General features: G+C 65.4%; 21 protein-coding genes. 9 read left to right on the forward strand and 12 right to left on the reverse strand.

Features of this window, described 5'->3' with window-relative positions; genetic code table 11:
- Positions 1 to 98: 98 nt before the first annotated feature.
- The 9 genes from ACTPOI_RS23845 to ACTPOI_RS23885 all read right to left on the reverse strand — a co-directional run bounded on the left by ACTPOI_RS23845 (position 99) and on the right by ACTPOI_RS23885 (position 12,098).
- Entirely contained in the window at positions 99 to 1,520 is a 1,422-nt protein-coding gene (locus ACTPOI_RS23845) for an HlyD family type I secretion periplasmic adaptor subunit (protein WP_165773956.1), read from the reverse strand.
- A complete protein-coding gene (locus tag ACTPOI_RS23850; RefSeq protein ID WP_440113624.1) occupies positions 1,517 to 3,682 on the reverse strand; it encodes a type I secretion system permease/ATPase in 2,166 nt (721 codons plus the stop codon). The genes ACTPOI_RS23845 and ACTPOI_RS23850 overlap by 4 nt, the downstream gene beginning before the upstream one ends.
- 211 nt (positions 3,683 to 3,893) lie before the next feature.
- Positions 3,894 to 4,205 carry a hypothetical protein gene (locus tag ACTPOI_RS23855; RefSeq protein WP_094291510.1) on the reverse strand — a complete coding sequence of 104 codons (312 nt, stop codon included), beginning with the start codon at positions 4,203 to 4,205 and terminating at the stop codon, positions 3,894 to 3,896.
- A gap of 131 nt (positions 4,206 to 4,336) precedes the next feature.
- The gene (locus ACTPOI_RS23860) at positions 4,337 to 5,458 is read right to left on the reverse strand and encodes a 3-deoxy-7-phosphoheptulonate synthase (protein ID WP_252659940.1); all 1,122 of its coding nucleotides are present in this window, start codon (positions 5,456 to 5,458) and stop codon (positions 4,337 to 4,339) included.
- Between the two features lie 285 nt (positions 5,459 to 5,743).
- Complete coding sequence (locus tag ACTPOI_RS23865; protein ID WP_440113628.1) at positions 5,744 to 6,280, reverse strand: hypothetical protein; 537 nt, start codon at positions 6,278 to 6,280, stop codon at positions 5,744 to 5,746.
- A gap of 106 nt (positions 6,281 to 6,386) precedes the next feature.
- The gene (gene tldD / locus ACTPOI_RS23870) at positions 6,387 to 7,871 is read right to left on the reverse strand and encodes a metalloprotease TldD (protein WP_094291512.1); all 1,485 of its coding nucleotides are present in this window, start codon (positions 7,869 to 7,871) and stop codon (positions 6,387 to 6,389) included.
- Between the two features lie 80 nt (positions 7,872 to 7,951).
- On the reverse strand, positions 7,952 to 8,293 hold the full coding sequence (locus ACTPOI_RS23875) for a YegP family protein (protein ID WP_094291513.1): 342 nt from the start codon (positions 8,291 to 8,293) through the stop codon (positions 7,952 to 7,954).
- 143 nt (positions 8,294 to 8,436) lie between these two features.
- Complete coding sequence (gene rodA / locus ACTPOI_RS23880; RefSeq protein ID WP_440113633.1) at positions 8,437 to 9,609, reverse strand: rod shape-determining protein RodA; 1,173 nt, start codon at positions 9,607 to 9,609, stop codon at positions 8,437 to 8,439.
- 50 nt (positions 9,610 to 9,659) lie between these two features.
- The gene (locus ACTPOI_RS23885) at positions 9,660 to 12,098 is read right to left on the reverse strand and encodes a protein kinase domain-containing protein (RefSeq protein WP_440113636.1); all 2,439 of its coding nucleotides are present in this window, start codon (positions 12,096 to 12,098) and stop codon (positions 9,660 to 9,662) included.
- A 139-nt stretch (positions 12,099 to 12,237) separates the two neighbouring features.
- On the opposite strand from ACTPOI_RS23885, the gene ACTPOI_RS23890 reads away from it, so the two are divergent.
- On the forward strand, positions 12,238 to 12,822 hold the full coding sequence (locus ACTPOI_RS23890) for a YqiA/YcfP family alpha/beta fold hydrolase (protein WP_440113639.1): 585 nt from the start codon (positions 12,238 to 12,240) through the stop codon (positions 12,820 to 12,822).
- Positions 12,823 to 12,862: 40 nt separating this feature from the next.
- Here ACTPOI_RS23890 and ACTPOI_RS23895 read toward each other — a convergent pair whose 3' ends face one another.
- On the reverse strand, positions 12,863 to 14,476 hold the full coding sequence (locus ACTPOI_RS23895) for a Wzy polymerase domain-containing protein (RefSeq protein ID WP_094291517.1): 1,614 nt from the start codon (positions 14,474 to 14,476) through the stop codon (positions 12,863 to 12,865).
- A 121-nt stretch (positions 14,477 to 14,597) separates the two neighbouring features.
- Here ACTPOI_RS23895 and ACTPOI_RS23900 point away from each other — a divergent pair, with 121 nt between their 5' ends.
- The 4 genes from ACTPOI_RS23900 (at position 14,598) to mtgA (ending at position 19,288) form a co-directional block, all read left to right on the forward strand.
- Positions 14,598 to 16,676 (forward strand): ribonuclease catalytic domain-containing protein, encoded by a 2,079-nt coding sequence (locus ACTPOI_RS23900; protein ID WP_440113643.1) that lies wholly within the window; start codon positions 14,598 to 14,600, stop codon positions 16,674 to 16,676.
- 24 nt (positions 16,677 to 16,700) lie between these two features.
- Positions 16,701 to 17,561, forward strand: a complete 861-nt coding sequence (locus ACTPOI_RS23905) for an energy transducer TonB (protein WP_440113646.1) — start codon at positions 16,701 to 16,703, stop codon at positions 17,559 to 17,561.
- Positions 17,562 to 17,681: 120 nt separating this feature from the next.
- Positions 17,682 to 18,536, forward strand: a complete 855-nt coding sequence (gene aroE / locus ACTPOI_RS23910) for a shikimate dehydrogenase (RefSeq protein WP_440113649.1) — start codon at positions 17,682 to 17,684, stop codon at positions 18,534 to 18,536.
- A gap of 17 nt (positions 18,537 to 18,553) precedes the next feature.
- Positions 18,554 to 19,288, forward strand: coding sequence for a monofunctional biosynthetic peptidoglycan transglycosylase (gene mtgA, locus ACTPOI_RS23915; RefSeq protein WP_440113652.1), 735 nt, complete (start codon positions 18,554 to 18,556; stop codon positions 19,286 to 19,288).
- 27 nt (positions 19,289 to 19,315) lie between these two features.
- Here the strand turns inward: mtgA and ACTPOI_RS23920 are convergent, their stop codons facing one another.
- A complete protein-coding gene (locus ACTPOI_RS23920; protein ID WP_440113655.1) occupies positions 19,316 to 20,770 on the reverse strand; it encodes a cytochrome P450 in 1,455 nt (484 codons plus the stop codon).
- 76 nt (positions 20,771 to 20,846) lie between these two features.
- Between ACTPOI_RS23920 and ACTPOI_RS23925 the strand changes: the two genes are divergently transcribed.
- The gene (locus tag ACTPOI_RS23925) at positions 20,847 to 21,758 is read left to right on the forward strand and encodes an AraC family transcriptional regulator (RefSeq protein ID WP_440113658.1); all 912 of its coding nucleotides are present in this window, start codon (positions 20,847 to 20,849) and stop codon (positions 21,756 to 21,758) included.
- Positions 21,759 to 21,794: 36 nt separating this feature from the next.
- On the opposite strand, the gene ACTPOI_RS23930 is transcribed toward ACTPOI_RS23925, so the two are convergent.
- A complete protein-coding gene (locus tag ACTPOI_RS23930) occupies positions 21,795 to 22,910 on the reverse strand; it encodes a cyanophycinase (RefSeq protein ID WP_440113661.1) in 1,116 nt (371 codons plus the stop codon).
- Positions 22,911 to 23,180: 270 nt separating this feature from the next.
- Between ACTPOI_RS23930 and ACTPOI_RS23935 the strand changes: the two genes are divergently transcribed.
- From ACTPOI_RS23935 to ruvC, 3 genes are all read left to right on the forward strand, one after another.
- Positions 23,181 to 23,954, forward strand: coding sequence for a lysophospholipid acyltransferase family protein (locus ACTPOI_RS23935; protein ID WP_440113664.1), 774 nt, complete (start codon positions 23,181 to 23,183; stop codon positions 23,952 to 23,954).
- Between the two features lie 259 nt (positions 23,955 to 24,213).
- A complete protein-coding gene (locus tag ACTPOI_RS23940) occupies positions 24,214 to 25,206 on the forward strand; it encodes a phosphatidate cytidylyltransferase (RefSeq protein ID WP_094291523.1) in 993 nt (330 codons plus the stop codon).
- Positions 25,207 to 25,265: 59 nt separating this feature from the next.
- On the forward strand, positions 25,266 to 25,814 hold the full coding sequence (gene ruvC, locus ACTPOI_RS23945) for a crossover junction endodeoxyribonuclease RuvC (RefSeq protein WP_291467010.1): 549 nt from the start codon (positions 25,266 to 25,268) through the stop codon (positions 25,812 to 25,814).
- Positions 25,815 to 25,870: the final 56 nt, after the last annotated feature.

A 25,870-nucleotide genomic window follows, 5' to 3' on the forward strand; every position in this document is an offset into this window, starting at 1 on the left:
CAACGGCGGGCCAGGCAAAGCAATGCCCTCAGGGAACGCCTGGTACCAACGGGCTGGCACATTCACCAGAGCCCCGGTGAGAAAACAATGTCTGGTTTTCATCGTTCGGACAGTGCATTGGCCTTGGCTCGAAGGACGGGCTTCAGCAGATAAGACAGGATCGTCTTCTTGCCAGTGAGAATGTCAACCTGCGCCACCATTCCAGGGATGATGGGCTGGCTGTCCCCCAGGCTGGGTTTGTGGGTACGCACCCGCACCAGATAAAAAGCGTTGCCTTTGTCATCCACGAGTGAATCAGCGCCAATGCCGATCACGTCGGCATCGAGCCCACCGTAAATAGAAAAGTCGTAGGCCGTGAACTTCACCAGTGCCTTCTGCCCCGGGCCAAGGAAGGCAATGTCCTTGGGCGAAATTTTGGCCTCAAGGATCAGGGTGTCATCCAGCGGCACAATTTCCAGAACCTCTTTGCCAGGCTGCACCACCCCGCCCACGGTGTTCACCAGCACACGCTTCACGGTACCTCGTACGGGGGACCTGATTTCAGCGTGTTTGACTTTGTCGGCAAGCGCCCGCCCGCCCTCTGACAGGCTTGAAAGCTTGCTCATGGTTTCTGACAACTCAGCACTCATCTGATTGCGCGCAGTCAGTTGAACCTCTTCAATGCGGCGTTCTGCCTCCTGGATTGCGGCTTGCACGCGGGACATCTGGGCGGTGGCCTGCTCCTGGTCGCCTTTGAGTCGGGATACATCCCGCTCCAACCGCAAAACTTCGACCTCTGACACCGCCCCGGTTTTGACCATGGGGCGGGTGGCGCTCAACTCCTGCTGCAGGTATGCCATACCCTGATTGGCCTGTGCCAAACGCGCCCGTACCTCATTCAATTCCTGGCGGCGCTGCATCAATTGATTTTGCGAGATCGATATCTGCGCACTGATCTCCTCGCGACGAGACTCATAAAGTCGCCGCTCCTGCGCCACAATCTCTGGCGCATCACGCTGCAACTCAGGTGAAGGGTTAAAAGCCAAGCCCCGCGTCAAAGCTTGCAGCCGCAAGGCTTTTGCCTGCAACGCCAACTGGCTGGCGCGACTCTCCAGCATGTTGGACACAAACCGTGTGGGATCCACACTCATCAAAAGCTGACCCGCCTCTACCACTTGACCTTCACGCACCAGCAACGACTCCACCACCCCGCCGTCCACGCTCTGCACTATCTGTACTTGACTGGATGGGACCACTTTCGCATCTCCACGAGTTACCTCGTCAATCGGGGATACCGCCGCCCAACCCAGCAGCACCAAAACGATCAGTGCAGCAAACCTCAAGAGAAGGCGGGCCCGAAGTGGCTCTTGCTGCAGCCGGGCCCAATCAGCATCGCCCTCCGCATCAATCGGCCCATGGCTTGACCTTGCCACGCGTTGCAGAAATCGCCCAAACAACCCTTCGCCTGCAACTGTGGCGCTTTGGCTTGCATGGTGCCGTGCTTCATAAGCACCGTGTTCTGCACTGGCGGTCATGGTCATGCCGCCTTTCCAATGCGGCCCTGCCGCAGGGCAGTGACAACCTGGTCCTTGGGTCCGTCCGCCACTATGCGCCCGGCGTCCATCACTATGATGCGATCCACCATGTCAAGCAACGACACCCGGTGACTGACAAGAATCAAGGTCTTGCCCTGGCTAAAAGCGCTCAAGCGCTTTTTGATCCCCTCTTCGCTGGAGTGATCCATGGCAGACGTTGGTTCGTCGAGCAGCAGGATCGCAGGGTCATTGATGACGGCACGCGCAATGGCAACCCCCTGGCGCTGACCACCGGAGAGGGACTCGCCACGCTCTCCCACCACCATGTCAAAACCTTGCGGATGCCCATTGACCAAGTCCAGGATACCCGCCACTTCTGCCGCTTTGATCACCTCTGCGTCATCGGCCAGCGGGGCTCCCATGGTGATGTTCTCGCGCAAAGTGCCATAAAACAGCATGACATCCTGCTGCACACAACCAATCTGCCGACGCAGTTCTGCCGGGTCCAGTTGACGGTGGTCAATGCCATCGATGAGAACAGCCCCTTCTGACGGGCGGTACAACCCCAGAATCAGCTTTTCCAAGGTGGTCTTCCCGGAGCCAATGCGTCCAAGAATCGCAACCCGCTCCCCGGGCTGGATGGAAAAAGACAGCTTGCGCAAAGCGGGCACTTGCTGCCCCGGATAGGTGAAGCTGACATCACGGAACTCTATGGCACCGAGCAGAGCGCCACGGCTGATGAAACCCGCCCCTTCCGGACGCTCCACCTCGCGCTGCATCACCTCGTCAAGGGAGCTGAGCGCAGTAGACGCCGCATGGTACTGAACCAGCAAGCCGGCCACTTGCCCCACTGGAACCATAGCCCGGGACGCGAGCATGGTGCACGCGATCAGGCCACCGATGGTGAGTTGCTTGTCCGCGATCATGTAAACGCCAATGATCACGATTACCAAACTGATTAACTGCTGTACGAAGGAGGAGCTTTGCATGACCGATGTGGACAGGAATCGCAACTGGACCCCCACCCGTGATAGCAAGGCGACGCTCTGCTCCCATTTGCGTTGCACGACAGCCTCTGCCCCCAAGGTCTTAAGCGTCTCCATACCCACGAGCCCTTCTATCAACGTGGCGTTGCGCTGCGCACCCGCTCTATGGGCAGTTTCGGAAAGGCGACGCATCTGCCTTTGAACACCAAGGGAGAAGAGCAGCATGAAGGCGCATCCAACAACCAGGGGGATCAACATGGGCGGAGCTATCCATGCGATGACCGCCATGAAAATCAGCGCGAAAGGCAGGTCAATAAAGGCGATCACCGTGGCCGATCCGATGAAGTCCCGAACGGCCTCAAAAGCGCGCAGGTTTGCGGCAAAGGAGCCAGCCGACGTGGTGCGCAGCTCCATCCTCATGCCCAGCACACGCTCCATGATCAACGCGGACAAACGAATGTCAGCACGACTGCTGGCCAGATCCACAAAACGACTGCGCAGGATGCGCAGCACCAAATCTCCCACCAGCACAACCATTAGTCCCACCGCCAGCACCCACAGTGTGTCCAGTGCGTTGTTGGGAACCACCCGGTCATACACCACTCGAACAAAAATAGGCAACCCCAGGGCAAGCAAGTTGGCAATGAACGCCGCCAGCAGCACGTCCCGATACAGCCCTCTGTTCTCCGCTATGACACTCCAGAACCAGTGCCCTTGGCGGCCTGCATGAACTTGCGGAGCCCGAGCGTCAAAACGCATGGTCGGCCGCAAGTAGATGGACGAACCACTGTAGAGCGCCTCCAGGGCGACGCGGTCCACCACGACTTGGCTGTCGGGCAAATCGGCATAGATCACGTGCGCTACAGTTTGCTGGGCATCCCACCCAGTCAGTACACACGCGCTTCCATCGCGCAGCAACAAAATTGCTGGCAACAACGCCGGGTTGAGCCGCACAAGCGGGCTTCGCACCAGTTGGGAACTGAACCGCGCCCTGCGGGCCGCACGGGCGAACAGCCCAGGGGTAAGCCGTGCCTTGTTGGCAGGCAACCCCGCCATGATTGCATCACGGGTCAGCGTTTCGCCGTGGCAGCGAGCTGTAATGAGTAAACAGTCGAGCAGATAGTCTCTACAGGCCGCCTGCTGCGAGGCCCGATGGCTCGACTGAACCGCCTCCGAGTACATAGCTCATTCCCTTGGAATTTCACTGTTTTGAAAGTGAAACACATGGAAACGAAATCGTCGAACGGTAAATGTGCAGCGCACGGGAAAACCCGTACCTGCAGTAAAAAATCCGATGGCCCAAAAAATTCGTTAGCAAATGGCTATGCAAGTTTCTGCACCGTCAGGGAGAACGCCATCGATGCATCCGCAGACTGCCCATCAGGCAAAAAAATCAGAAAGTCACTGCCATGCCTGGCACATCCACCCGCACGATGGGCTTGGCCAGCGCAGCGCTGGCAGCGCGCGCAAAGTCGCGCGACCAGGCGGCGTCTTGCATCAGCGGCGCCCCTGCGGCGCGGGCCACGGTAAGCACCTTGTCGGCCAGCAGCACCTTGCCGCTGGCGCGCAGTGGTTCGCAGTCCAGCGAGATGAATTGCTCATCGAGCCAGCGCCGCCCTGCCTCGTGGCCCATGGGCTCTGCGCCCTCCAGGTCAAAACGGAACTCTTGATCTCCGGTCAGCTTGACCGACACTTCGCTATGCATGGTGACTCACCTTTCTTCTGAACTGCGGACTTGCTCCAAGGGCCCATCCAAGAGGCCCATGGAAGCCCGGAACTGCACGGGATATGCAGTCTTCTGGGGTCTCAGTTTAGAGCCAGTCGCTGCGCAGGCACTCAACGCGCGCGGCGCGCTTTCACAGCGTCAGACAGTTCTGCCAACGCCTGCAGCGAATCATCCCAGCCCAGGCAGGCGTCAGTGATGCTTTTGCCGTATTCCAGCTTGCTCGCATCGTCCTTGCCTGGGGTGAACTTCTGGGCCCCGGCGGTGAGGTGGCTTTCGATCATGAGACCAAACACGCTGCGCGAGCCACCCGCCAATTGCGCCGCAACGTCACGCGCCACTTCAAGCTGCTTTTCGTGCTGCTTGCTGCTGTTGGCGTGGCTGCAATCCACCATCAGCGTGGCGGGCAGCTTGGCGGCTTCGAGGTCCTTGCAGGCAGCGGCCACGCTGGCGGCGTCGTAGTTGGGCGTCTTGCCGCCGCGCAAGATCACGTGGCAGTCCTTGTTGCCCTTGGTGTTGACGATGGCAACCTGGCCGTTCTTGTGCACCGACAGGAAATGGTGGCCCCGGCTGGCCGACTGGATGGCGTCGGTGGCGATGCGGATGTTGCCGTCCGTGCCATTCTTGAAGCCGATGGGCGCGGAGATGCCCGAGGCCAGCTCGCGGTGCACCTGGCTTTCGGTGGTGCGCGCACCAATCGCGCCCCAGCTGATGAGGTCGCCGATGTACTGGGGCGAGATCACGTCGAGGAACTCGCTGCCTGCAGGCATGCCCAGGCGGTTGATCTCGATCAGCAACTGGCGCGCAATGCGCAGGCCCTCGTCGATGCGGTAGCTCTCGTCCAGGTAGGGGTCGTTGATGAGGCCCTTCCAGCCGACGGTGGTGCGTGGCTTCTCGAAATACACACGCATCACAATTTCAAGGGTGTCGGCGTACTGCGTGCGCACGGCCATCAGGCGGCGTGCGTAGTCCACCGCAGCAGCGGGATCATGAATGGAACAGGGGCCGATGATGACCAGCAGGCGGTCGTCCTTGCCAGCCATGATGTTGTGGATGTTCTTGCGGGTCTGGGTGATCAGCGTCTCCACCGGCGTACCGCCGATGGGGAAGAAGCGGATCAGATGCTCGGGAGGAGGCAACACGGTGATGTCCTTGATACGTTCGTCGTCGGTCTGGCTGGTTTTCTCGACGCTGCGGTACCAGGCATCGCTGGTGGGGGTGTTGGAGACCGTCATGGTTGCTTCCTCGTGGAGTCGGTTGGAGTGGATGGAAAAACGGGAGGGCTGAAAAACAAAAACCGCCGGGCTTTGCAGCGTCGGCGGTTGGTATGGGGAGGTTGTGTTTGCTTGCGCGTTTTCCTCTCATCCGCCGGGGACCGAGATAAAAAACCAAAAATAAAACGCGCTGCGAACTTGCATGGCAGCCAATGTAGCACAGGAGTGCGGCAGTGCAGCAACCCCAGACTGTTGCGATTGCACGACAACCTGCACCATTTAAAACCGAATGCCCAGGCTTGTGCCTCAGCTTCGCAAGCGGCGCAACCAAGCCTGCATGCGCTGCAGCGCTGACACCTTGCGCGGCGGCGCCTCCTGAAGGTCGCTGAGAGGATCGCTCTGGTGCTCGTACATATCCACCAGCAACAGCGCCTCGCCCAGCGTGCGCCATGCCAGCAGCTCGAAGTGGTCAAAACTCGCGCTTTCGCGGGTGCTGCGGCGCTCCAGCATCTGCTGCCAGTCGGCAATGGCATTGCGCAAGTCGCGCAACGCGCGCTGGTAGGCACCAAACTCGTACAGCGCATGCCAGGCGGAGCCCAGGCCCGTCAAGAACAGCTGGTGCTCTCTTGCGCAGTGCGACAGCGCCACAACGCGCCGCGTGATCTCGGTCGTGTCCGTACTGGTGCGGCGGGCGCGAACTGCTTCGTCGATCTGCATGGACAGCGCACCCAGGCTGTCGCGCAATTGGCGCGAGTCTTCGTCGGCTACACCTTCCCGCAAAAAACGGCTGATGTCCCCAAACGACTGGAGTGTCAGCAGTTGGCTGGGACGCGTGGCAGGCATGGTGATCCCCATTTTGCGCTGCCTGCAGAGCTGCGCAGCGCTTTGCACCTTCTGCGAAACGCAGGTGGTGGGAGCGCGCAACACATGGGCGCACCCGCGCCAGATCTCAGGCCGTCCCGCCCACCGTCAACCCCTCGATGCGCAGCGTGGGTTGGCCCACGCCCACGGGCACGCTCTGGCCTTCCTTGCCACAGGTGCCCACGCCGCTGTCCAGGCGCATGTCGTTGCCGATCATGGTGACCTTCTTGAGCGACTCGGGGCCGCTGCCCACGATGGTGGCGCCCTTCACGGGGTACTGGATCTTGCCGTTCTCGACCCAGTAGGCCTCACTGGCCGAGAACACAAACTTGCCCGAGGTGATGTCCACCTGGCCGCCACCAAAGTTGCTGGCGTACAGGCCCTTCTTGATGCTGGCGATGATTTCCTGTGGGTCCTTGTCGCCACCCAGCATGTAGGTGTTGGTCATGCGGGGCATGGGGATGTGGGCATAGCTCTCGCGGCGGCCGTTGCCGGTGGGCGCCACGCCCATCAGGCGCGCGTTGAGGCTGTCCTGAATGTAACCTTTGAGGATGCCGTCCTCGATCAGCACATTGCGCTGGCTGGCGTGGCCCTCGTCGTCCACATTGAGCGAGCCCCGGCGGTCGGCGATGGTGCCATCGTCCAGCACCGTGACACCCTTGGCCGCCACCCGCTGGCCGATGCGGCCGCTGAAGGCGCTGGAGCCCTTGCGGTTGAAGTCGCCCTCCAGCCCGTGGCCCACGGCCTCGTGCAGCAGGATGCCGGGCCAGCCCGAACCCAGCACCACCGTCATCTCGCCCGCTGGCGCGGGGCGCGATTCGAGGTTGACCAGGGCGGCATTCACGGCTTCATCCACGTACTTGCCCATCTGCTCGTCGTCGAAATAGGCCAGGCCAAAACGCCCGCCGCCGCCGGCCGAGCCCATCTCGCGGCGGCCGTTCTGCTCGGCGATCACCGTGACCGACAGGCGCACCAGCGGACGCACATCGGCTGCCAGGGTGCCATCGGCACGGGCCACCAGCACCACGTCGTACTCGCTGGCCAGGCCCGCCATGACCTGGGCCACGCGCGGGTCCTTGGCGCGGGCGCGTTGCTCCAGCCGCTCCAGCAGCGCGACCTTGGCCGTGCTGTCCAGCGAAGCGATCGGGTCCACACCCGGGTACAGGCTGCGGCTCAACGCTACTTTTTTAGTAGCAACCTTTGCTTTACCTGCGCGCGCAGAGGCCGAAATAGATCGCACAGTGCGGGCCGCGTCCAGCAGCGATGCCTCGGAGATGTCGTCGGAATACGCAAAGGCCGTCTTCTCGCCGCTCACGGCACGCACACCCACGCCCTGGTCGATGCTGAAGGAGCCCGTCTTGACGATGCCTTCCTCCAGGCTCCAGCCTTCGCTGCGCGTGTACTGGAAGTACAGGTCGGCATCGTCCACCTGGTGGGCACGGATCTCGGCCAGAGCTCGGGCCAGGTGGCTTTCGTCGAGGCCGAAGGGGGTCAGCAGCAGTTCACGGGCAACATCGATGCGCTGGCTGGTTGCCGCGCGCTGGGGGGCGGCAGTGGGGGTGCGGAAAGTCATCGGGGCATTTTAGGCGCCCGGCCATGCCCGCACGGGCGCAAGGGCACGGGCGGCAGCGCCCGCACCCAGGCTTCAGCCCCTCAGCCTGCCGCTGTCAGGTCGCTGGTTGGCGCGCCAGGGGCGTTCTGCTGGACGGACTCGATGCCCGCGTCGCGCGCCTTTTCGCCGGAGTACATCTGGCTTTGGCCGATCACCTGGCCGTTGGCCGCCTTGAGCGTGAAGTAGGGGGAGCCGTCCTTGGCACAGAGCCGTCCATAGCGACCGTCGTTGGGCGCATTCTTCTTGACGGACTCGATGCCGTTGAGCGCGCTGGCCTTGGAGTCGTACATCTCGCTGGTCAGGATGACCTGCCCGTTGCCCGCCAGGAGGTTGAACACAAACTTGTCGTTCTTGGACTTCTTCAGCTCGAACTTCGACGCCATGGGAGTACCTCCAGAGGTTGCCAAAACACAGTTGGCAGCCGCTTTGTAACCGGAAGGCCCGGCGCACGCAACGCCACACAAACCCCTGTGCCAGACCCGGCCATGAGCAAGCCCGCAGTCTCGCAGGGGATAGCAATCAGCCCCTAAAGCGCCGCCCGAGGGTCCTTGGTGTCCTGCTTCTGCGCCCGTGCCACCGACATCAGGATGCCCAGCGCCAGCCCCAGCGTGACCATGGCCGTGCCGCCATAGCTGATGAAGGGCAGCGGCACCCCCACCACGGGCAGAATGCCACTGACCATGCCCATGTTCACGAAGGCATAGGTGAAGAAGATCATCGACACGGCCCCTGCCATCAGGCGCCCGAACAGGCTGGTGGCTCCCACGGCAATCGCCAGGCCGCGCCAGACGAGCAGCAGGAAACAGACGATCAGGAACAGGTTGCCTGCGAGGCCAAACTCCTCGGAATAGGCGGCGAAGATGAAGTCGGTGGTGCGCTCGGGGATGAACTCCAGGTGGGTCTGCGTGCCAGCCATGAAGCCCTTGCCCCACACGCCCCCCGAGCCGATGGCGATCATGCCCTGGATGATGTGGAAGCCCTTGCCCAGCGGGTCGCGGGTGGGGTCCAGCAGCGTGCAGATGCGCTGCTGCTGATAATCGTGCAGCACGGGCCAGCGCACCCCGTCCGCGCACCACGCATCGCCCATGATCACAAGGACAGCAATGCCCAGGCCGCCAATGAGTACCGGCGGCAGCACCAGCTTCCAGGACAGGCCGGCAAAGAAGATCACCGACAGGCCCGCCGCCAGCACCAGCAGCGAGGTGCCCAGGTCGGGCTGCTTCATGATCAGACCCACCGGCACCACCAGCAGCAGCCCCGCCGCCACAAAATCCAGCGGGCGCAAGGTGCCCTCGCGCTTCTGGAACCACCAGGCCAGCATCAGCGGCATCGCAATCTTGAGGATTTCACTGGGCTGGATGACGATGCCCACGTTGATCCAACGTGTAGCCCCCTTCTTGGTGATGCCGAACAGCGCCACCGCCACCAGCAGCGCCACGCCCGCTGCGTACAGCGGCACGGCGCAGGCCATGATCTTTTGCGGCGGTACCTGAGACACTACAAAAAGAATAGCGCCCGCAATCAGCATGTTGCGCCCGTGGTCGGCAAAACGGGTGCCGTGGTCGAAGCCCGAGGAGTACATGGCTGTCAGGCCCGCGCAGGTCAGCAGGGCCACCACCAGAATGAGGGGAAGGTCGAACCCACGGAAAAGGGGAACAAGGCGCTGGGACAGCGTGGGCTTTTCAAATACGACGGCCATCCCCCGATTATCGGATGGCCAGGACAACGTGGCACCTGCCCCCTGCGCCGTCACCCCGCCTGCCGGAAGGCCATCACCGCCTGGTTGCGCAGGGTGCGCAGCAGGCCCAGGGCCTTGTCGTCCACCACAATACCGCCCGCCACCGTCTGGTCGGCATAGATCAGGGCAAAGGTCTGGCCTTTGATCTGCAGCGGCAGCAGCAGGAATGAGGGGGCATTGAGCCCCGTGCGGTACCACTGCGGCAAACGCGCCTGCATGCGCGGCTCGGTGGCGTCGTTGATCAGCGTGTCGGCGCCGCGCAGGCACACGGCAGCAAACAGGTCACCCTGTGCCTTCAGCGGCACCTTCATGGCGCGCACGGCGGCCTCGCTGCCCTCGCCCAGGCCAAACCGGCCGGTCAGCACCTCCGTCTTCGGGTCGCGCAGGCAAAACACCATGCGCCGAAACCCCAGCGCCCGGAACATGGTCTCCAGGATCATGCGCAGCACATCGTTGAGCTGGAAGCTCTCGACCATGGCGTTGGTGATGTCCTGGATGCCTGCCGCCAGCACTTCGTTGACCTGCGCCACCGACACCGCACCGCCCGCCTGGGATTCGAGCACGGCCGGCAGGGGCGGGGTTTCGCTGGGTCGCAACTCGTGGGAGCCCAGGGCATCCTCAACCACTGGCTGGGCACCAGCAGGCTGCGGCAGCCGCAGCAGCCGGGCAGCAGGGGTGTCGGGCGCCACCCGCAGATCCAGCGCCTCGGCCAGTGCCACCAGCTTGTGGCGCGCACGCAAAGTGGCCTCGGCAATCGACTCGGCCGACAGGGCGAGGGGGCGGGCGTACCGGGTACCGACCTGGCCCAGTTGGGCCTCCATCTGGGCAGGATCGCCAAACAGCAGCGTGCTGGCCACCTCGTTGGCCGCCATGGCCGCCCAGCGCATGCGCTCCGCGCCCTGTTCGGGCGCGCGCTGTGTGGGTGAGCCCAGCGGCTTGCGCATGCAGCGCTGCAGGCTCTCTGGCAGACCCCAGACGCGCGCCACCCCCACGCCCAGGTCCTCGAACCCCAGCCCCAGCACCTGCAGGGAGGCCGATTCCTCGCCCCCTTCCATGCGCCCCGAGGCCACCAGGCTGCGCACCTGGCGCGCCTCTTCCGGAAAGTAGAACTCGCACAGCATGCGCCCCAGGTTCTGGAACATGGCGCCGATGAAGGCTTCCTCGGCCGCCTGGCTGGCCCCGCACAGCTCGGCGGCCACCGAGCCCGCCATCATCGCGCGCAGGAACTCCTCGCGCATCTGGCTGGCATGCTGCTTGTCCTGCATATGGTCCAGCAGCACCAGGCTCAGCGCCATGTTGCGCACCGCGTTGAAACCCACCAGGCTCACCGCACGCGACACGGTGCTGATGGTGCCCCGGCTGGCATGGGCGTAGTGCACGCTGTTGACCAGGCGCAGCAGCTTGTTGGTCAGCGCCACGTCCTTGAGGATCTCGTGCGTGAGGTCGCTGATGCTGTCGTCTTCCGAGTTGGCCACGCGCTGGATGCGCGCCACCGAATCCGACAGCGCCGGGAAATCACTTTTGTGGCGCATGCGCCGCAGCAAGAAGTCCAGCGTGGCATTGCTCGCGGCTGTGGGGGCACTGGCCGGGGCGGCCCAGGCGCGCAGCGCGTCACGAAACTCTGCCGCCGAGGCGTAGCGCTGGCCCGGGTCGCGCGCCATGCCACGCTGCAGGATGGCGCGCAGGCCGTCGTCCACGCCCGGCCCCAGGTCTTCGGGCAGGGCCAGGTCTTCGTTCGCCAGGCGGTACAGCGCCTGCCAGGTGTCCTTCTGGTGGATCAGCGGCTTGCCCGAGAGCAGCTCGACCAGCACCAGGGCGGCGGAGTACACATCCATCGCCGGGGTGGGGGCAGCGCCTGCGGCAGCCTCCGGGGCCATGTAGGCCGGTGTGCCGCTGGCCAGTTGCGCATCGGGCGCGGCCTGCACGGGGGCCGCCATGCCAAAGTCCATCACCCGCGCATGGCGCTGGGCATCGACCATGATGTTGGAGGGCTTGAGGTCGCGGTGCACGATGCCCGCCTGGTGCGCGGCCTGCAGGCCGTCGAGCACATCCACCATCAGCGCCACCGCATCGTGCGGCGTGCACCGCCCCTGCTGGGCCAGATGCTCCGCCAATGTGCGGCCGGGCACGTATTCGAACACGATGTAGGGCTGCAGGCCCTGCACATCGGCCTCGAACACGGGCACAATGTTCGGATGGGCGAGGCGCCCCACATGGCGCGCCTCACGCAGCCACTGCTCCAGCACCGAAGGGTCCTGGTCCTGCAAGGGCCGCATGAGCTTGATGGCCACCTCGCGCTGCAGGCGCGGGTCCACCGCCAGCCACACCGTGGCCTGCGCACCCCGGCCCAGCTGCTTTTTCAGCTCAAACCGGCCCAGCGTGGCGGGAGGCTTGTCGCCTGATCCGAGCGCCCAACGTCGGGTGGTGGAGAGCGGGGCAAAATCGGGCATGGTGCGGAGAGCGAATCAAGGCGCCGCGCTGCATGGCGCCCAGTGGTTACGATTTGATACCCCCATCTTATGCCTGCGCCGCCCGGTCTGGAGCAGTGATTCCCCTGCCCCGCGTTTTTCTCGCTTTTTTTGTCTCCTGATGGCCACCACGCACCTTTTGTACCTGCACGGTTTCCGCTCCTCGCCCCTGTCGGCCAAGGCCCGCCAGATGGCTTCGTATGTGGCCCAGCACCACCCGGCAGTCACCTTCTGGTGCCCGCAGTTGCCACCCTCGCCACAGGCGGCCATGGCGCTGGTGGCAGAGGGCATTGCCACCTGGCCGCACGCGGCCATGGCGGTGGTGGGGTCGTCACTGGGCGGGTTCTATGCCAGCTGGGTCGCCCAGCACACGGGCTGCCCCAGCGTGATGCTGAACCCCGCCGTGGACCCTGCCCGCGACCTGGCCCGCTACATCGGCGAACAGACCACCTGGCAAAACCCCGAAGAGCGTTTCTACTTTCTGCCCGAGTACATCGCCGAACTACAGGCCCTGGACATGCGCGGCCGCCCCCCGGCGGGTCCGGAGCTGGCCATCATTGCAAAAGGCGACGAAGTGCTCGACTGGCGGGAGATGGCGGGGAGGTACCCCGAGGCGCGGCAGATTGTGCAAGAGGGCGGGGACCATGCGCTGGGCAACTTTGCCGACTACCTGCCGCAGGTGGTGGAGTTTCTGGACCTGGCCTGAGCCCCGACCTGAGCCAACTCCGCGGCACAGTGGAACCGCGTCAGGGCGCTGTTGACACCCCCGACGACGCCTTGGCCGCCCCCGGCCTTTTCCAGCGCTCGTACTCCGCCGGGTAGGCAATGCGGTAGCGCTTCATATGGAACGCGGCCTCATCGTCTTTGCCCAGCAGCACGGCGCTCTCGATCAGCGCCTGGATGACGCGGGGTTCGGGCGAGAAATGCAACAACTCCCGCGCCAGCAGGTTGATCTGCGGGGCTGTCTCGCGGGTGAGCGAGGTATTGGTCAGCAGCGCGAAATCCACTTGATCCGAGAAAAACAGGGTGTCGGACACCTTGGCCGCCGTGTCGTCCTGATAGGCAGCGGGCCGCAGCGGCACGGGCCGGTACAGCAGACTGACGCGATAGTAGTCCCTGGCCGCCATCCCGCCCAGCATCACAGCACCTGCCACCGCCATGCCCACAGCAACCCGCGCGGCCGGCCCGACTAACCAGCGCGGCAGAGCGCCCTGCCACAACAAAGCCACAGCCAGCAGGGTGACCACCTGGAAGGGGCCGTACCACAAGGGAAACTCCAGCAAGCTGTGCACACCAATGATGGCCAAAACCCCCCAGGCGAGCTGGCGCACCGGGTCCGACTCGCGCCAGGGCTTCGCACGCACCATCCAGACGCCTACCGTGGCACACACCAGTACAGCTACCGGCAACCCCAGTTCTACCGCCAGTTGCAAAGGCAGGTTGTGGGCGTTGTCCAGCAACACACAAAACCGCACGCCAGGGAACAGGGTGACATAGTGCGCGTAGTCTAGTTCACCCCATCCCCAGCCCAGCCATGGTTTTTCGGCAATCAAATGCAGAACATTTGCCCACAGGGCTCGGCGGCTGGTGCAAGCCTGTTCTTCGTCCAGAATTCGTGTGAAAAGGCCGTCCATGGTGAAGCCCGTCCATTCCAGCAGCAGACGGGGCAACAACCAGGCCGCAGCGACATACAGGAGGACACCGGCCAGCGAAAGCCCCAAGGCCACGCGACCACAACTGGCACGCCACAGTATCAACAAACCTAGCACAACAAGCCACTGCAAGGCACCGGTCCGCGAGGCTGTCGCGGCACTTCCCGTGGCTAGCAACGCCATCCCCCAAGCCAGGAGGATTCCCACCAGCCAGGCAGGCCAAGGCCTTCCCCCGCCCAGCAAGACCTCTTGCACCTGAGCAGCCTTGCCACCGGCGTCCAACCGCGCCTGGATCTGGGCCAATATCCACAACAGCGCCCAGACCCCCAGGCTCAGCAAGGACGCCTGCTGGTTGCGCTGCCGCAAGTTACCAATCGCCTGACCAGGTGTGGAGGCCTGCACCCAGGGGGATAACCCGACGTCCCCGGCAAAGTACTGCACCAGCCCGATGACGCTACCCAGCAACGCCGCCAGCAACAGCCCTGCTGCGAGTTGGGTCGCAATGAATACACGCCCTTCCACCCCACCTTCAGCGCCCGCCCTGGCGCGCCTGCTTCGCCACCACCATAGCAACAGCATGACTAGGCCACAGGACCAGGACGCCATCACAGGCCAGAAGTTGGAGCTGGGAGGCTGGGTATAGCCAAAAACAAATGGCAGCGTCAAAGCCACCAGAAACAGCGGTGCGGCAACAGCGTCAAAAAACATGGGGCTCACTCAGAAGGGGTTCAGCGCTGGTGCGATGCCGGCGAGGTGGTGCGCATCATAGGGGGTGGCTTGCGCGCCCAGCATCCGGGCGCCCTGCGCCGCCCATGGGACAATCCCTGCCATGCATGCACTGTTTGAAGAAGCCGGCAAATTTCTCGCCGGCCGTATCCTGTCCGAAGCCGATACCTCCGCCCAAGTGGAGCTGGACTCGGGCAAACGGGTCAAGGTCAAGGCCGCCCACATCCTCCTGAAGTTCGAAAAACCCGCCCCGGCGGAGCTTATCGCCCAGGCCCAGGCTGTGGCAGAGACCATCGAGCTGGACCTGGCCTGGGAATTCGCGCCGGAAGACGAATTCGGCTTTGCCGACCTGGCGCGCGACTATTTCTCCGAGAACGCCACCCTGGCTCAGCAGGCCGGTGCGCTGTTCCGCCTGTACGACGCGCCGCACTACTTCCGCCGCGCAGGCAAAGGCCGTTTCAAGAAGGCCTCGGCCGAAATCCTGCAGCAGGCGCTGGCCGCCATCGAGAAGAAGAAGGCGATCCTGGCGCAGATCGACGAATGGGCAGCCCAGCTGGGCCGGAGCGAATGCCCGCAGCCCATTCGCGACCAGCTCTACAAAATTCTGTTCAAGCCCGACAAGAATGCGCCCGAGTACAAGGCCGTGGTCGAGGCCAGCCGTGCCACGCACACCGCACCGCTCGATCTGCTGCAAAAGGCGGGTGCCATCGACTCCGCCTACCAGTTCCACTGGAAGCGCTTCCTGTTCGAGAACTTCCCCAAGGGCACGGGCTTTCCGGCCGTCACGGCGCCCGCTATCGCCGACGAGCTGCCGCTGTCGCCCGCGCAGGCCTACTCCATCGACGACTCGCAGACCACCGAAATCGACGATGCGCTCTCGGTCCAGGGCCTGGGCACCGGCACCGTGGTGCTGGGCATCCACATCGCCGCACCCGGCCTGGCCATCCAGCCCGGCAGCGCCATCGACCAGCTCGGCCGTGCGCGCCTGTCCACGGTCTACATGCCGGGCTACAAGATCACCATGCTGCCCGACGATGTGGTGCAGACCTACACGCTGGACGAGGGCCGAGCCAACCCGGCTGTGTCGCTGTACGTCACCATCGACGAGGCCACGCTGGAATTCAAGAGCTCCGAGACCAAACTCGAGCGCGTGCACGTGGCCGCCAACCTGCGCCACGACCAGCTCGACAGCGTGGTGACGGAAGAATGGCTCACCAGCCCCGCGTTTGAGCACCAAAACGACCCCCAGCGCTTGTCTGACCTGCGTCCACAGCTATCGTTTTTGCACCGTTTGGCCAAGGACCTCAAGGCCCGCCGCGAAGTCGTTCGCGGCAAGCCCGAGAACTTCAACCGGCCGGACTACAACTTCCGCCTGGTCGGCAACAACGGTGCCGAGCCCACGGGCGATGAACAAGTGCAGATCAGCGTGCGCCAGCGCGGTGCGCCGCTCGACCTGATCGTGGCCGAGGCCATGATCGTGGCCAACAGCACCTGGGGCAGCTGGATGGCGGAGCTGGGCGTGCCCGGCATTTACCGCAGCCAGGCCAGCATGGCGCCGGGCGTGAAGGTGCGCATGGGCACCAAGGCGCTGCCGCATGCGGGCATCGGCGTGAAGGCGTACTCGTGGGCCACCTCGCCCCTGCGCCGCTACACCGACCTGGTCAACCAGTGGCAGATCATTGCCTGCGCCCGCCACGGCAAGACCGCCGCGCTGGCCGCGCCCTTCAAGCCCAAGGACGCCGACCTGTTCTCCATCATCAGCAGCTTTGACGCCGCCTACAGCGCCTACAACGGCTACCAGGCCGGCATGGAGCGCTTCTGGACGCTCAAATATGTGGAGCAGAACGGCATCACTGAGCTGAACGCCACCGTCTTCAAGGAAGGCCCGGGCGGCAGCTTCCTGGTACGGGCGGACGACATCCCGCTGGTCTTCCCCGTGCTGGGCGCGCAGAACCTGCCGCGCGGCGCGCGCCTGAAGGTGAAGCTGGGCGAAGTGGACGAGATCACCCTCGACATCCACGGCACCGTGATTGAGCGCCTGGACGACCCGGCGGACAGCAGCGACGACGGCCCGGTGGAAGATGCGGACGAAGACGACGACACCGTGGCCGGCCCGATTGCCATCGCGGTGGATGTGAACGAAGCACCCGCTGAAGCCGTAGCGGCCGCTCCCACCCCCTGACCACGCCCCTGATAATTGCCGGCGATGAAACTCCCTGCCTTCCTCCGCACCGTCAGCACGCTGCAGCTCGCGCTGGGTTTCTCGGTGGCCGTGCACGCTGCGCTCATTTCCGTGCGCTTCATCGACCCCGAAGGCTTCAACCGCGTGTTCCAGGACACGCCGCTCGAAGTCATCCTGGTCAACGCCAAGTCCAACGAGCGCCCCGACAAGGCCCAGGCGATTGCCCAGGCCAGCCTGGCGGGCGGCGGCGATGCCGAAAAAGGCCGCGCCACCAGCCCCCTGCCCTACACCGCGCTGACAACCGTGGGCGACGACTTCGAGGAAGCGCAGCGCAAGATGGATGCGATGCAGGAGCAGCAGGCGCAACTGCTGGCCCAGCTGCGCAAGCAGCTCGCCACCATGCCCGAGCCCGACCCGCGCAAGCCCAGCCAGAGCGCCGACCAGGCGAATGAACAGGAAAAGCGCCGCCAGCTCGTCAAGCTGCTGGCCGAGATCGAGAAGCGCATCAACGAAGAAAACTCGCGCCCCAAGAAGCGCTACATCAGCCCCGCGACGCGCGAAGAGGCCTACGCCATCTATTACGACGCGCTGCGCCGCAAGGTCGAGGACAAGGGCACCGAGAACTTCCCCGAGCAGGCCGGGCGCAAGCTGTATGGCGAGCTGACCATGATCGTCACCGTCAACCACGACGGCCGCGTGCTGGGCACCGAGGTGGTGCAAGGCTCGGGCAACAGCACCCTGGACCGCCGCGCCGAGGCCATTGCGCGTGCCGCCGGGCCCTTTGGTGCCTTCGGCGCCGACATGCGCAAGAAGGCAGACCAGATCGCCATGGTGGCGCGCTTCAAGTTCACCCGCGACCAGACCCTCGAAACCAGTGTTCGGTAACCCCCCCTGAGTCGCCTGCGGCGCCTTCCCCCCAAGGGGACGCCGCCAGCGGCCTGGCAAAGCCAGTTCCGCGGCGGCCCTGGCCGAACCCCGCCCCCTGATGCAGCCCTTGTTGTTCCCATGACCTCTTCGCCTCTCGCCCCCGACCTGTACTGCGTGATGGGCAACCCCGTGGCGCACAGCCGCTCGCCCGCCATCCACGCGCGCTTTGCCGAACTCACGGGCGAGCCGATTGCCTACGAGCGCCGCCTGGTGCCCCTGGACGGCTTTGCCCAGGGCGTGCGCGCGTTCGCTGCCGAAGGCGGGCGCGGCTGCAACGTCACCGTGCCCTTCAAGACCGAGGCGCCGGGCCTGGCCACCGTGTGCAGCGAGCGCGTGCAACTGGCAGGCGCGGCCAACACCCTCACCTTCCGTGCCGACGGCAGCATCTACGCCGACAACACCGACGGCCTGGGCCTGGTGGCCGACATCACCCACAACGCGGGCGTGCCACTCGCCGGGCGCGATGTGCTGCTGGTGGGGGCAGGCGGCGCCGCTGCGGGCGTGCTGGGCCCGCTGCTGCTGGCGGGGGCGCGCCACATCACCGTGGCCAACCGCACGCTGGCCAAGGCCCTGGCACTGGTGCAGTCGCACAGCGCACTCGCCTTGCTACAAAAAGCAGAGCTAGAGGCGCTGGAACCAAGCGCGGTAACGGCCAATTTTGATGTGATCATCAACGCCACGGCCAGCAGCCTGGCCGGTGCCGGAGTGCCCGTGCCCGCCACCGTGCTGCGCCCGGGGGCCCTGGCCTACGACATGATGTACGGCCCCGCAGCGCAAGGTTTTCTGGACTGGGCCCGCAGCCACGGCGCAGTGCCCCGCGACGGCCTGGGCATGCTGGTGGAACAGGCCGCCGAGGCCTTCTTGCTGTGGCGCGGCGTGCGCCCGCCTTCGGCCCAGGTGCTGCGCGAGATGCAGCAATCCGCCGCCGCCTGAACCCCGAGGACGCCTCGATGAAAGCCGTGTTGCGCTGGCTGGGCCTGCTGGTGATCGCCTTCGTGGCGCTGCAGCTGTTCTTTGTGCTGCGCATTGCCGCCATGGTGGCCATCAACCCCGAGTCCACCACCTTCCAGCGCTCCGAAGCTTGGACCCTGCTCGCCACCAAAGGCCATGTGCCCTGGCGCCAGCAATGGGTGCCGTACGCTGACATTTCCGACCACCTGAAGCGCGCCGTGATCGCGTCGGAAGACGATGGTTTTGTAAACCACGACGGCGTGGACTGGAACGCCATTGAAAAAGCCTGGGAACGCAACGCCAAGGCTGAAGCCCAGGCCAGCAAGGCCCAGGCCCGCGCCCCCGACCGCCCGACGCGTGCGCCCAAGATCCGCGGTGGCTCCACCATCACCCAGCAGTTGGCCAAGAACCTGCTGCTGTCGGGCGAACGCACGCTGCTGCGCAAGGGGCAGGAGTTTGTGCTGACACTGGCGTTGGAGCAGCTGCTCTCCAAGCAGCGCATCCTGGAGATCTACCTCAACAACGTGGAATGGGGCGAAGGCGTGTTCGGCGCCGAGGCCGCCGCGCAGCACTACTTTCGCAAAAGCGCCAGCCGCCTGAGCACCGCCGAAGCCGCACGCCTGGCCGTGATGCTGCCTGCGCCCAAGCGGTTTGAGAAAACGCCTGGGTCAGCGTATCTGGCGGGACGGACACGCACGATCCTGGGGCGCATGGGCGGCGCGGAGCTGCCCTGAACTCCACCCACCAGTAGCCAGCGCGCCTTATCGCCCCTGCGGCGCCTCACGCCGCTGCAGCCATAGGGCAGACGCTCCGTCCGGCCGCAGCGTCACTTGCAACCGGGGTGCCCCCACAGCGCCCCCCTCCGGCAGCCGCACCGTGTAGCGCTGCAGCAGCATGGCCGCCAGCAGCGTCATCTCCAGCATCGCAAAGTGCTGGCCAATGCACACGCGCGGCCCCAGGCCGAACGGAATCCACGCGCCCCGGGGGATGGACGGCGCGCCGTCCAGAAACCGCTCAGGCACAAAACGGTCCGGCTCGGCAAACCAGCGCGCATCGCGATGCAGCACCCAAGGGGTGATGCGCAGCATGGCGCCCCGGGGCACCGGCACGCCGCCCAGTGTGACGGGCGCAGTGGTGCGGCGGCTCATCAGCGCGGCGATGGGGGGGTACAGGCGCAGCGCCTCTTTCAGCGTGGCGCCCAGCCAGGGCAGCTGGGCCAGGTGCTCGGGGCCGGGGGGGCCGCCCTGCAACACGGCATCGACCTCGGCCTGGGCGCGCCGCGCGGCCTCGGGGTGCTGGGCCATGAGCAGGGTCCACCACAGCAGCGTGGTGGCGCTGGTTTCGTGCCCGGCCTGAAAGCTGACGATGCACTGGTCAAACACTTCTTGTGCCGACAAGGCCTCGCCGGTTTGCTCGTCACGCAGGGCCAGCAGCATGTGCAGCAGGTCTGAGCACTCCGGGGCGCCGGGCGCGGCCACCTCGGCCTGGCGGGCATGGATGTGGCGCCACACCAGCCCCTTCAACGACCGGATGGCGCGCCGCTTGGCCGCCTTGCCCGGCAGGGGCAGCCAGTCGGGCAGCGTGAAGGGCATGAACATCTCCTGGTAGGCCGTGGCCCCCAGTGTCTGTGTGGCCCAGGCGGCTTCGCGCGCATCGGCCTGCGCCGAGGTGCTGAACAGCGTGCGCAGGATCACGTCCATAGCCACATCGGTCCAGAGCGCATCCACCGCCACCCGCGCACCGGGCTGGCCCGGGGGCACAGCCGCGTCGAGCGCGCTGCGGGCGGCATCGGTCATCAGCTGCGCGTAGCCCGCCACCCGCTTGGGGCTGAAGGCGGGCATCAGCATGCGGCGCTGACGCTGCCAGGTGTCGCCTTCGGTCACCAGCACGCTCTGGCCAAACACTTCTTCGAACACGGCGATGCCACGCTCCCAGCGGATGAGCTTGTCGGCATGGGTGATGAGCGCCTCACGCACCAGGTCGGGGTGCATCAGGTCCCATGCGTCTTCGTAACCCAGGCGCATGCGAGTGAGGTCGCCATGTTCGCGTTGCAGTTGGGTCACAAAACCCAGGTAGTCGGCGCGCATGGAACGCAGCAGTGGCAGGCCCCACCAGCGGCTGCGCGGGCCGCGGGGCAAAAAAGAGGTGGGAGGAACGGCGGGGGAGGATACGGAGGCAGTGGCGGGAGGCGCCACTGGGGCGGAGGTCGAGTTCATGCCCCGCATGCTGCAGCGCAGCAGCGCGGCCGTATTGAACGATTGCGACAGCCCCCGTCGCCTACACTCCCGCCCCATGGCAAGCTTGGCCCCACCCTCCCCCCGGCACCCCACCGGGTTGATCCCTTCGGGCGAGCTTTGGTTGCCGCGCGCCAGCCTCACTGCCTGCCTACGCGCCGCCATGGCGCGCAGCACGGTGGGCTACACGCTCAGCGATGCGCAGCGCATCAACCGCTTTCCGGCGTCACCGCTGTGCAGCCTGAGCTGGTGGTTTGAAGGCCGCAGCGAGGCGCTGGTGGCCGAGCGCCCCGACACCATGCCCACGCAGCACAGCCCGCGCGAGGCCTACCCGGGCCGCTGGGTGCTGGCGGGCCCGCAGACCCGCCCCACCTCCAGCTACTGCGCCGGGCCCACGCACGCCATGATGGTGATGTTCATGCCCGATGCACTGCACCAGCTCACCGGCGTGGACCCCGGCGCCCTGACCGACCGCATGGTGGACGCGCAATCGCTGCTGCCACCCGACTGGGTGGCGCTGTGCGAGGTGGTGCAGAACCTGCCCGACAACGCGGCCCGCATGCAATACCTCGAAGACTTCCTGGAGCCCCGCTGGCAGGCCTGCCGCCCCGCCCAGGCGCTGCAGACGCAGCACTACGGCGACTGGGTCGCGCACCTGGCGCAACGGGCCGCCCTGTCCGCCACCGGACGCAGCCTGCGCCAGCTGGAGCGGCGCATCAAGCGCTGGGCCGGTTTGCCCCTGCGCGAGCTGCGCGGCTTTGGCAAGGCCGAACAGGCGTTCTTCGACACCATCGCGGCCGATGCTGCCCAAGGCAGCGTCAGATGGGCCGATGTGGCCGCAGGCGCGGGGTTTTCGGACCAGTCGCACCTGTGCCGCGTCACGCGGCGCATCACGGGCTATGCGCCGCAGGCGCTCTACGACGGCATTTACGGCGACGAGGCTTTCTGGGCGTACCGCATCTGGGTGTAGGGCAACAACGCTGAACCAGCCCCGGGGCGATCCCACTCACGGAATGTGCGTTTCCTGAAAGGTCACCCTGCGCCGCTGCGGGTCGAAGAGCCCACCATCGGGCAGCACATGCATGCGGATATCCGCAGCCTTGGCCATGGGGCCGTCGTCGTCCACGATCTGCGCCCGGCGGGCGTCGAAGAGCTTGACGTAGTAGTTGCCCAGCACCTCCCACATGCCGTCCGGGCGCACGAGCAGGGCGGTTTCCTCGTCGATGCCGACACCAATCAACTGAGGATGGTCCAGCACCGCGCTGATGAGGCGGTTGTAGCGTGCGCGGTGCATGAAATGCTGGTCCACGATCGCCCCCCGGAAGAGGCCAAATCCCGGCGCCAGCTCCTTCATGCCCCTGGCGATGTTGACCTGCTCTTCTTCGTCGGAGTTGCGCGGCGCTCGCCATTTGCCGGTGAGCATCAACCGGCTCATGACCGAGGCCCCGGCCGACGTTCCGCCCACCACCGCCCCCGCCACGTAGCGCGATTCGATGGTCTGCAAAGCGCGGGTGCCCACCAGCAGCGCGGACAGGCGAGACTGGTCGCCGCCGGAGAACCAGAATCCGGTGAAGCCCTCCAGCATCTGCACCACAGCAGCGCTGTTGGCCTCGCCGGGGCGGATGTCCACCACCTGCGCAAAGGCGCCCAGGCGGCTGAAGTCGCTGGCCACCTCCAAGGCCTCCTCGTCCGACTTGGAGCTGGCCATGGGAAAGACGGCAATGCGGGCGTTCTCTGCCCCAGCCAGCGCCACAAACCGCTGCTGCACGCTGACAGGCGTTTCCCCGCCCCCCACGATCAGCAAGTGGCCCTGCGGTCGGACAAAGAGCCGCAATACGGCCGCCAGCCTCGCCGCACTGGCGGAGCCCGCCTGCGCCGACGGGGTCTGTGTTGCCAATGGCGCTGCGGGCGGGGTGGGCAGGGTGGTAGCTCCAGGCAAGGCGGGGGATGCGACCGGGGAGGCGGGCGCAGCCACCCAGGGCGCCCCCACCGTGGCGGGCTGCGCCTGGGCGGAATGCATCCCCCACAGGCAAGGCAGCAAGGCCACCGCCCACGCCATGGCTGAGCGTCGCCCCAAGGGGCGCAGGCACCTGCGCAGCAACAACACAACGTCTAGAACCATGGACCCACGGAAGGAAAAGGGAAGTAAAAGCGCGGGGCTCCGCCCAACATGGCGGGGTGGAGCGAGCCGGCATAAGGCAATCATGGACGCGCAGTCACCGGCAGCGGCTCGCACACCAGCACACCACGGCACCGGGCCAGTTAGGCGCTGCGGCGCACAAAACAAGGTGCGAAGGGGAAAGGAGGCTGTGGATTCTAGGCAAACGCCGCTTGCGCTCCTGTGCGCACCGTTTGGCAAAGCGCATCGAAGCCTGCCCGTATCATCCCCGCCATGCTTGCCAAGTTGATGAGTTTCCTTCTGCTGGGGATCGTGCGGTTTCTCACCGGCTCCCAGGCCCGCTGGTATGGCTGCCCGCCCAAGGCCGAGCAGCGCATCTATTTCGCCAACCACCAGAGCCACGCCGACATGGTGCTGATCTGGGCCGCCCTGCCCGAAGAGCTGCGCAGCATCACGCGGCCAATTGCCGCCAAGGACTACTGGACCAAGACGCCGTTCCGGCAGTGGATCACCACCGCCGTATTCAACGCCGTGTATGTGGACCGCCAGGCCACGCCCGCCCGCCCGCCCGCCCCTGCGCCGACAGAGCCCGTCGGCGTGATCGGCGCCATGGCAACCGCATCTGCCGACGCAGACACCGCCATGGCGGGCGGCCCCGACCCATCGCCCGACACGCCACCACGCACCCCCACGCCCGAAGAACTGCGCGCCGCCCTGCCCGAATCCGATCCGCTGGCACCGCTGGTGCGGGCGCTGGCCAGCGGCGACTCCATCGTGATCTTCCCCGAGGGCACACGCGGCCATGGCGACGAACCGCAATCCTTCAAGTCCGGCCTGTTCAAGCTGGCGCAGATGTTCCCGCAGGTGGTGCTGGTGCCCGCCTGGATCAACAACGTGCAGCGCGTGATGCCCAAGGGCGAAGTGGTGCCCGTGCCCATCCTGTGCTCGGTGACCTTTGGCGCGCCCATCCAGCTCGAAGCGGGTGAAGAACGCCGCCCTTTCCTCGATCGCGCACGCCGCGCCGTGATCGCCTTGCGGGAAGTCTGAATATGACCCCCACGCTCATCGCTTCGCGTATCGCTGCCCCCCAAGGGGGCGCGTCATTGCCTTCGGGCGGCCGGGCGGCAACCGCACTACAAGCCCCCACGCTCATCGCTTCGCGTATCGCTGCCCCCCGAGGCGGCGCGTCATTGCCTTCGGGCGGCCGGGCGGCAACCGCACTACAAGCCCCCACGCTCATCGCTTCGCGTATCGCTGCCCCCCGAGGGGGCGCGTCATTGCCTTCGGGCGGCCGGGCGGCAACGACATGAACAACTTCCTCCGCGGCTTGACCGCCACCCAACAGATCGGCGCCCTCTTCATCGCCGTGTTCGGCATCCTGTCCATCGTTACCGTGTGGGCCTTTGTGCGCAATCTGCGCGAGCATGCGAGTGACGACCCCGAGTCCGAAGCACGCATGCTGGAGGCCAGGCGCTTCTGGGGCCTACTCAAGACCTCGTGGATGATGGCCACCGTGTTCTGGGTGGGCTGGGTGCTGGGCGACACCGTGGCAACCGTGCTGTTTGCCATCGTGGGCTTTTTTGCGCTGCGCGAGTTCATCACCCTCTCGCCCACGCGCCGGGGCGACCACCGCAGCCTGGTGCTGGCGTTCTTCGTTGTGCTGCCGCTGCAGTTCTGGATCGTGGGCAGCAAGATGTTCGACCTGTTCACGGTCTTCATCCCGGTCTATGTGTTTCTGGCGCTGCCGGTGGTGAGTGCGCTGGCCAACGACCCACAGCGGTTTCTGGAGCGCAACGCCAAGCTGCAGTGGGGCATCATGGTCTGCGTGTACGGCATGAGCCATGTGCCCGCGCTGCTGCTGCTCGACTTTCCGGGCTACCGCGACAAGGGTGCGTTCCTGGTGTTCTTCCTGGTCTTTGTGGTGCAGACCTGCATGGTGGTGCAGCACCTGCTGGGGCGGCGTTTTCCGCACACCCCCGTGGCGCCGCAGGTGAGCCAGAGCTTCCAGTGGGCCAGCTGGCTCGCCGGTGTGGCTGTGGGCGGGCTGGTGGGCGGGCTGCTCACCTTCATCACCCCGTTCAAACCCGGCCAGGCGCTGGGCATGGCCCTGCTGGCCTGCGTGGCAGGCAGCCTGGGGCACCTGGTGATGAAGGCTCTGAAGCGCGACCGGGGGATCACGAGCTGGGGCATGCAGGGCATGTCCGTCACCGGTGCCGGCGGCCTGCTCGACCGGGTGGACGCGCTGTGTTTTGCAGCCCCCGTGTTCTTCCATTCAGTACGCTGGTACTTCGGACTTTGAGCAAAAATGGCCGTCTGCGCGCGACCACATTGCCCATATAGCTATTGAATTTATAGCAAATGCGTATTCTTGGCATTGACCCCGGCCTGCAAACCACCGGCTTTGGCGTGGTGGACGTGAACGGCCACCAACTCAGCTATGTGGCCAGCGGCACCATCCGCACCACCACGCTGGCCCTGGGCGACCTGCCCGGACGCCTGAAGATTTTGTTCGACGGCATCACCGAGGTCGCAGCCCGCTACGAGCCCGACGTGGCCTCGGTTGAAATCGTGTTCGTCAACGTCAACCCCCAGTCCACCCTGTTGCTGGGCCAGGCACGCGGCGCCGCCATCACCGCCCTGGTGGCCAGCAACCTGCCCGTGGCCGAATACACTGCGCTGCAGATGAAAAAAGCCGTGGTCGGCCACGGCCGCGCCGCCAAGAGCCAGGTGCAGGAGATGGTGCGGCGCCTGCTGCAGCTACCGGGCCTGCCGGGCACCGACGCGGCCGACGGCCTGGGCATGGCCATCACCCATGCACACGCCGGTGCGGCCATGGGGCGGCTGGGCGAGGCGGCCACGCTGAACCGTCGGCAGCATGCGATGTACAAGGGGGGGCGGAGTTATTGAGGAAATACCGCCGCTATCATCATCGACCTGTTTAGATTTGGCGAATCGCCCAAGCT

This window comes from Acidovorax sp. BL-A-41-H1 (assembly GCF_051942715.1).

What these genes read in the sequence shown, in the direction of transcription:
- ACTPOI_RS23875 (WP_094291513.1), bottom strand. Translation starts at nt 8,293, where the DNA reads ATGGCGTCGAAGTTCGAGCTGAAGAAGTCCAAGAACGACAAGTTTGTG.
- ACTPOI_RS23855 (WP_094291510.1), bottom strand. Translation starts at nt 4,205, where the DNA reads ATGCATAGCGAAGTGTCGGTCAAGCTGACCGGAGATCAAGAGTTCCGT.
- ACTPOI_RS23900 (WP_440113643.1), top strand. Translation starts at nt 14,598, where the DNA reads ATGCATGCACTGTTTGAAGAAGCCGGCAAATTTCTCGCCGGCCGTATC.
- ACTPOI_RS23895 (WP_094291517.1), bottom strand. Translation starts at nt 14,476, where the DNA reads ATGTTTTTTGACGCTGTTGCCGCACCGCTGTTTCTGGTGGCTTTGACG.
- ACTPOI_RS23865 (WP_440113628.1), bottom strand. Translation starts at nt 6,280, where the DNA reads ATGCCTGCCACGCGTCCCAGCCAACTGCTGACACTCCAGTCGTTTGGG.
- ACTPOI_RS23920 (WP_440113655.1), bottom strand. Translation starts at nt 20,770, where the DNA reads ATGAACTCGACCTCCGCCCCAGTGGCGCCTCCCGCCACTGCCTCCGTA.
- ACTPOI_RS23860 (WP_252659940.1), bottom strand. Translation starts at nt 5,458, where the DNA reads ATGACGGTCTCCAACACCCCCACCAGCGATGCCTGGTACCGCAGCGTC.
- ACTPOI_RS23925 (WP_440113658.1), top strand. Translation starts at nt 20,847, where the DNA reads ATGGCAAGCTTGGCCCCACCCTCCCCCCGGCACCCCACCGGGTTGATC.
- rodA (WP_440113633.1), bottom strand. Translation starts at nt 9,609, where the DNA reads ATGGCCGTCGTATTTGAAAAGCCCACGCTGTCCCAGCGCCTTGTTCCC.
- aroE (WP_440113649.1), top strand. Translation starts at nt 17,682, where the DNA reads ATGACCTCTTCGCCTCTCGCCCCCGACCTGTACTGCGTGATGGGCAAC.
- ACTPOI_RS23930 (WP_440113661.1), bottom strand. Translation starts at nt 22,910, where the DNA reads ATGGTTCTAGACGTTGTGTTGTTGCTGCGCAGGTGCCTGCGCCCCTTG.
- ACTPOI_RS23850 (WP_440113624.1), bottom strand. Translation starts at nt 3,682, where the DNA reads ATGTACTCGGAGGCGGTTCAGTCGAGCCATCGGGCCTCGCAGCAGGCG.
- ACTPOI_RS23890 (WP_440113639.1), top strand. Translation starts at nt 12,238, where the DNA reads ATGGCCACCACGCACCTTTTGTACCTGCACGGTTTCCGCTCCTCGCCC.
- mtgA (WP_440113652.1), top strand. Translation starts at nt 18,554, where the DNA reads ATGAAAGCCGTGTTGCGCTGGCTGGGCCTGCTGGTGATCGCCTTCGTG.
- ACTPOI_RS23905 (WP_440113646.1), top strand. Translation starts at nt 16,701, where the DNA reads ATGAAACTCCCTGCCTTCCTCCGCACCGTCAGCACGCTGCAGCTCGCG.
- ACTPOI_RS23935 (WP_440113664.1), top strand. Translation starts at nt 23,181, where the DNA reads ATGCTTGCCAAGTTGATGAGTTTCCTTCTGCTGGGGATCGTGCGGTTT.
- ACTPOI_RS23885 (WP_440113636.1), bottom strand. Translation starts at nt 12,098, where the DNA reads ATGCCCGATTTTGCCCCGCTCTCCACCACCCGACGTTGGGCGCTCGGA.
- tldD (WP_094291512.1), bottom strand. Translation starts at nt 7,871, where the DNA reads ATGACTTTCCGCACCCCCACTGCCGCCCCCCAGCGCGCGGCAACCAGC.
- ruvC (WP_291467010.1), top strand. Translation starts at nt 25,266, where the DNA reads ATGCGTATTCTTGGCATTGACCCCGGCCTGCAAACCACCGGCTTTGGC.
- ACTPOI_RS23845 (WP_165773956.1), bottom strand. Translation starts at nt 1,520, where the DNA reads ATGACCATGACCGCCAGTGCAGAACACGGTGCTTATGAAGCACGGCAC.
- ACTPOI_RS23940 (WP_094291523.1), top strand. Translation starts at nt 24,214, where the DNA reads ATGAACAACTTCCTCCGCGGCTTGACCGCCACCCAACAGATCGGCGCC.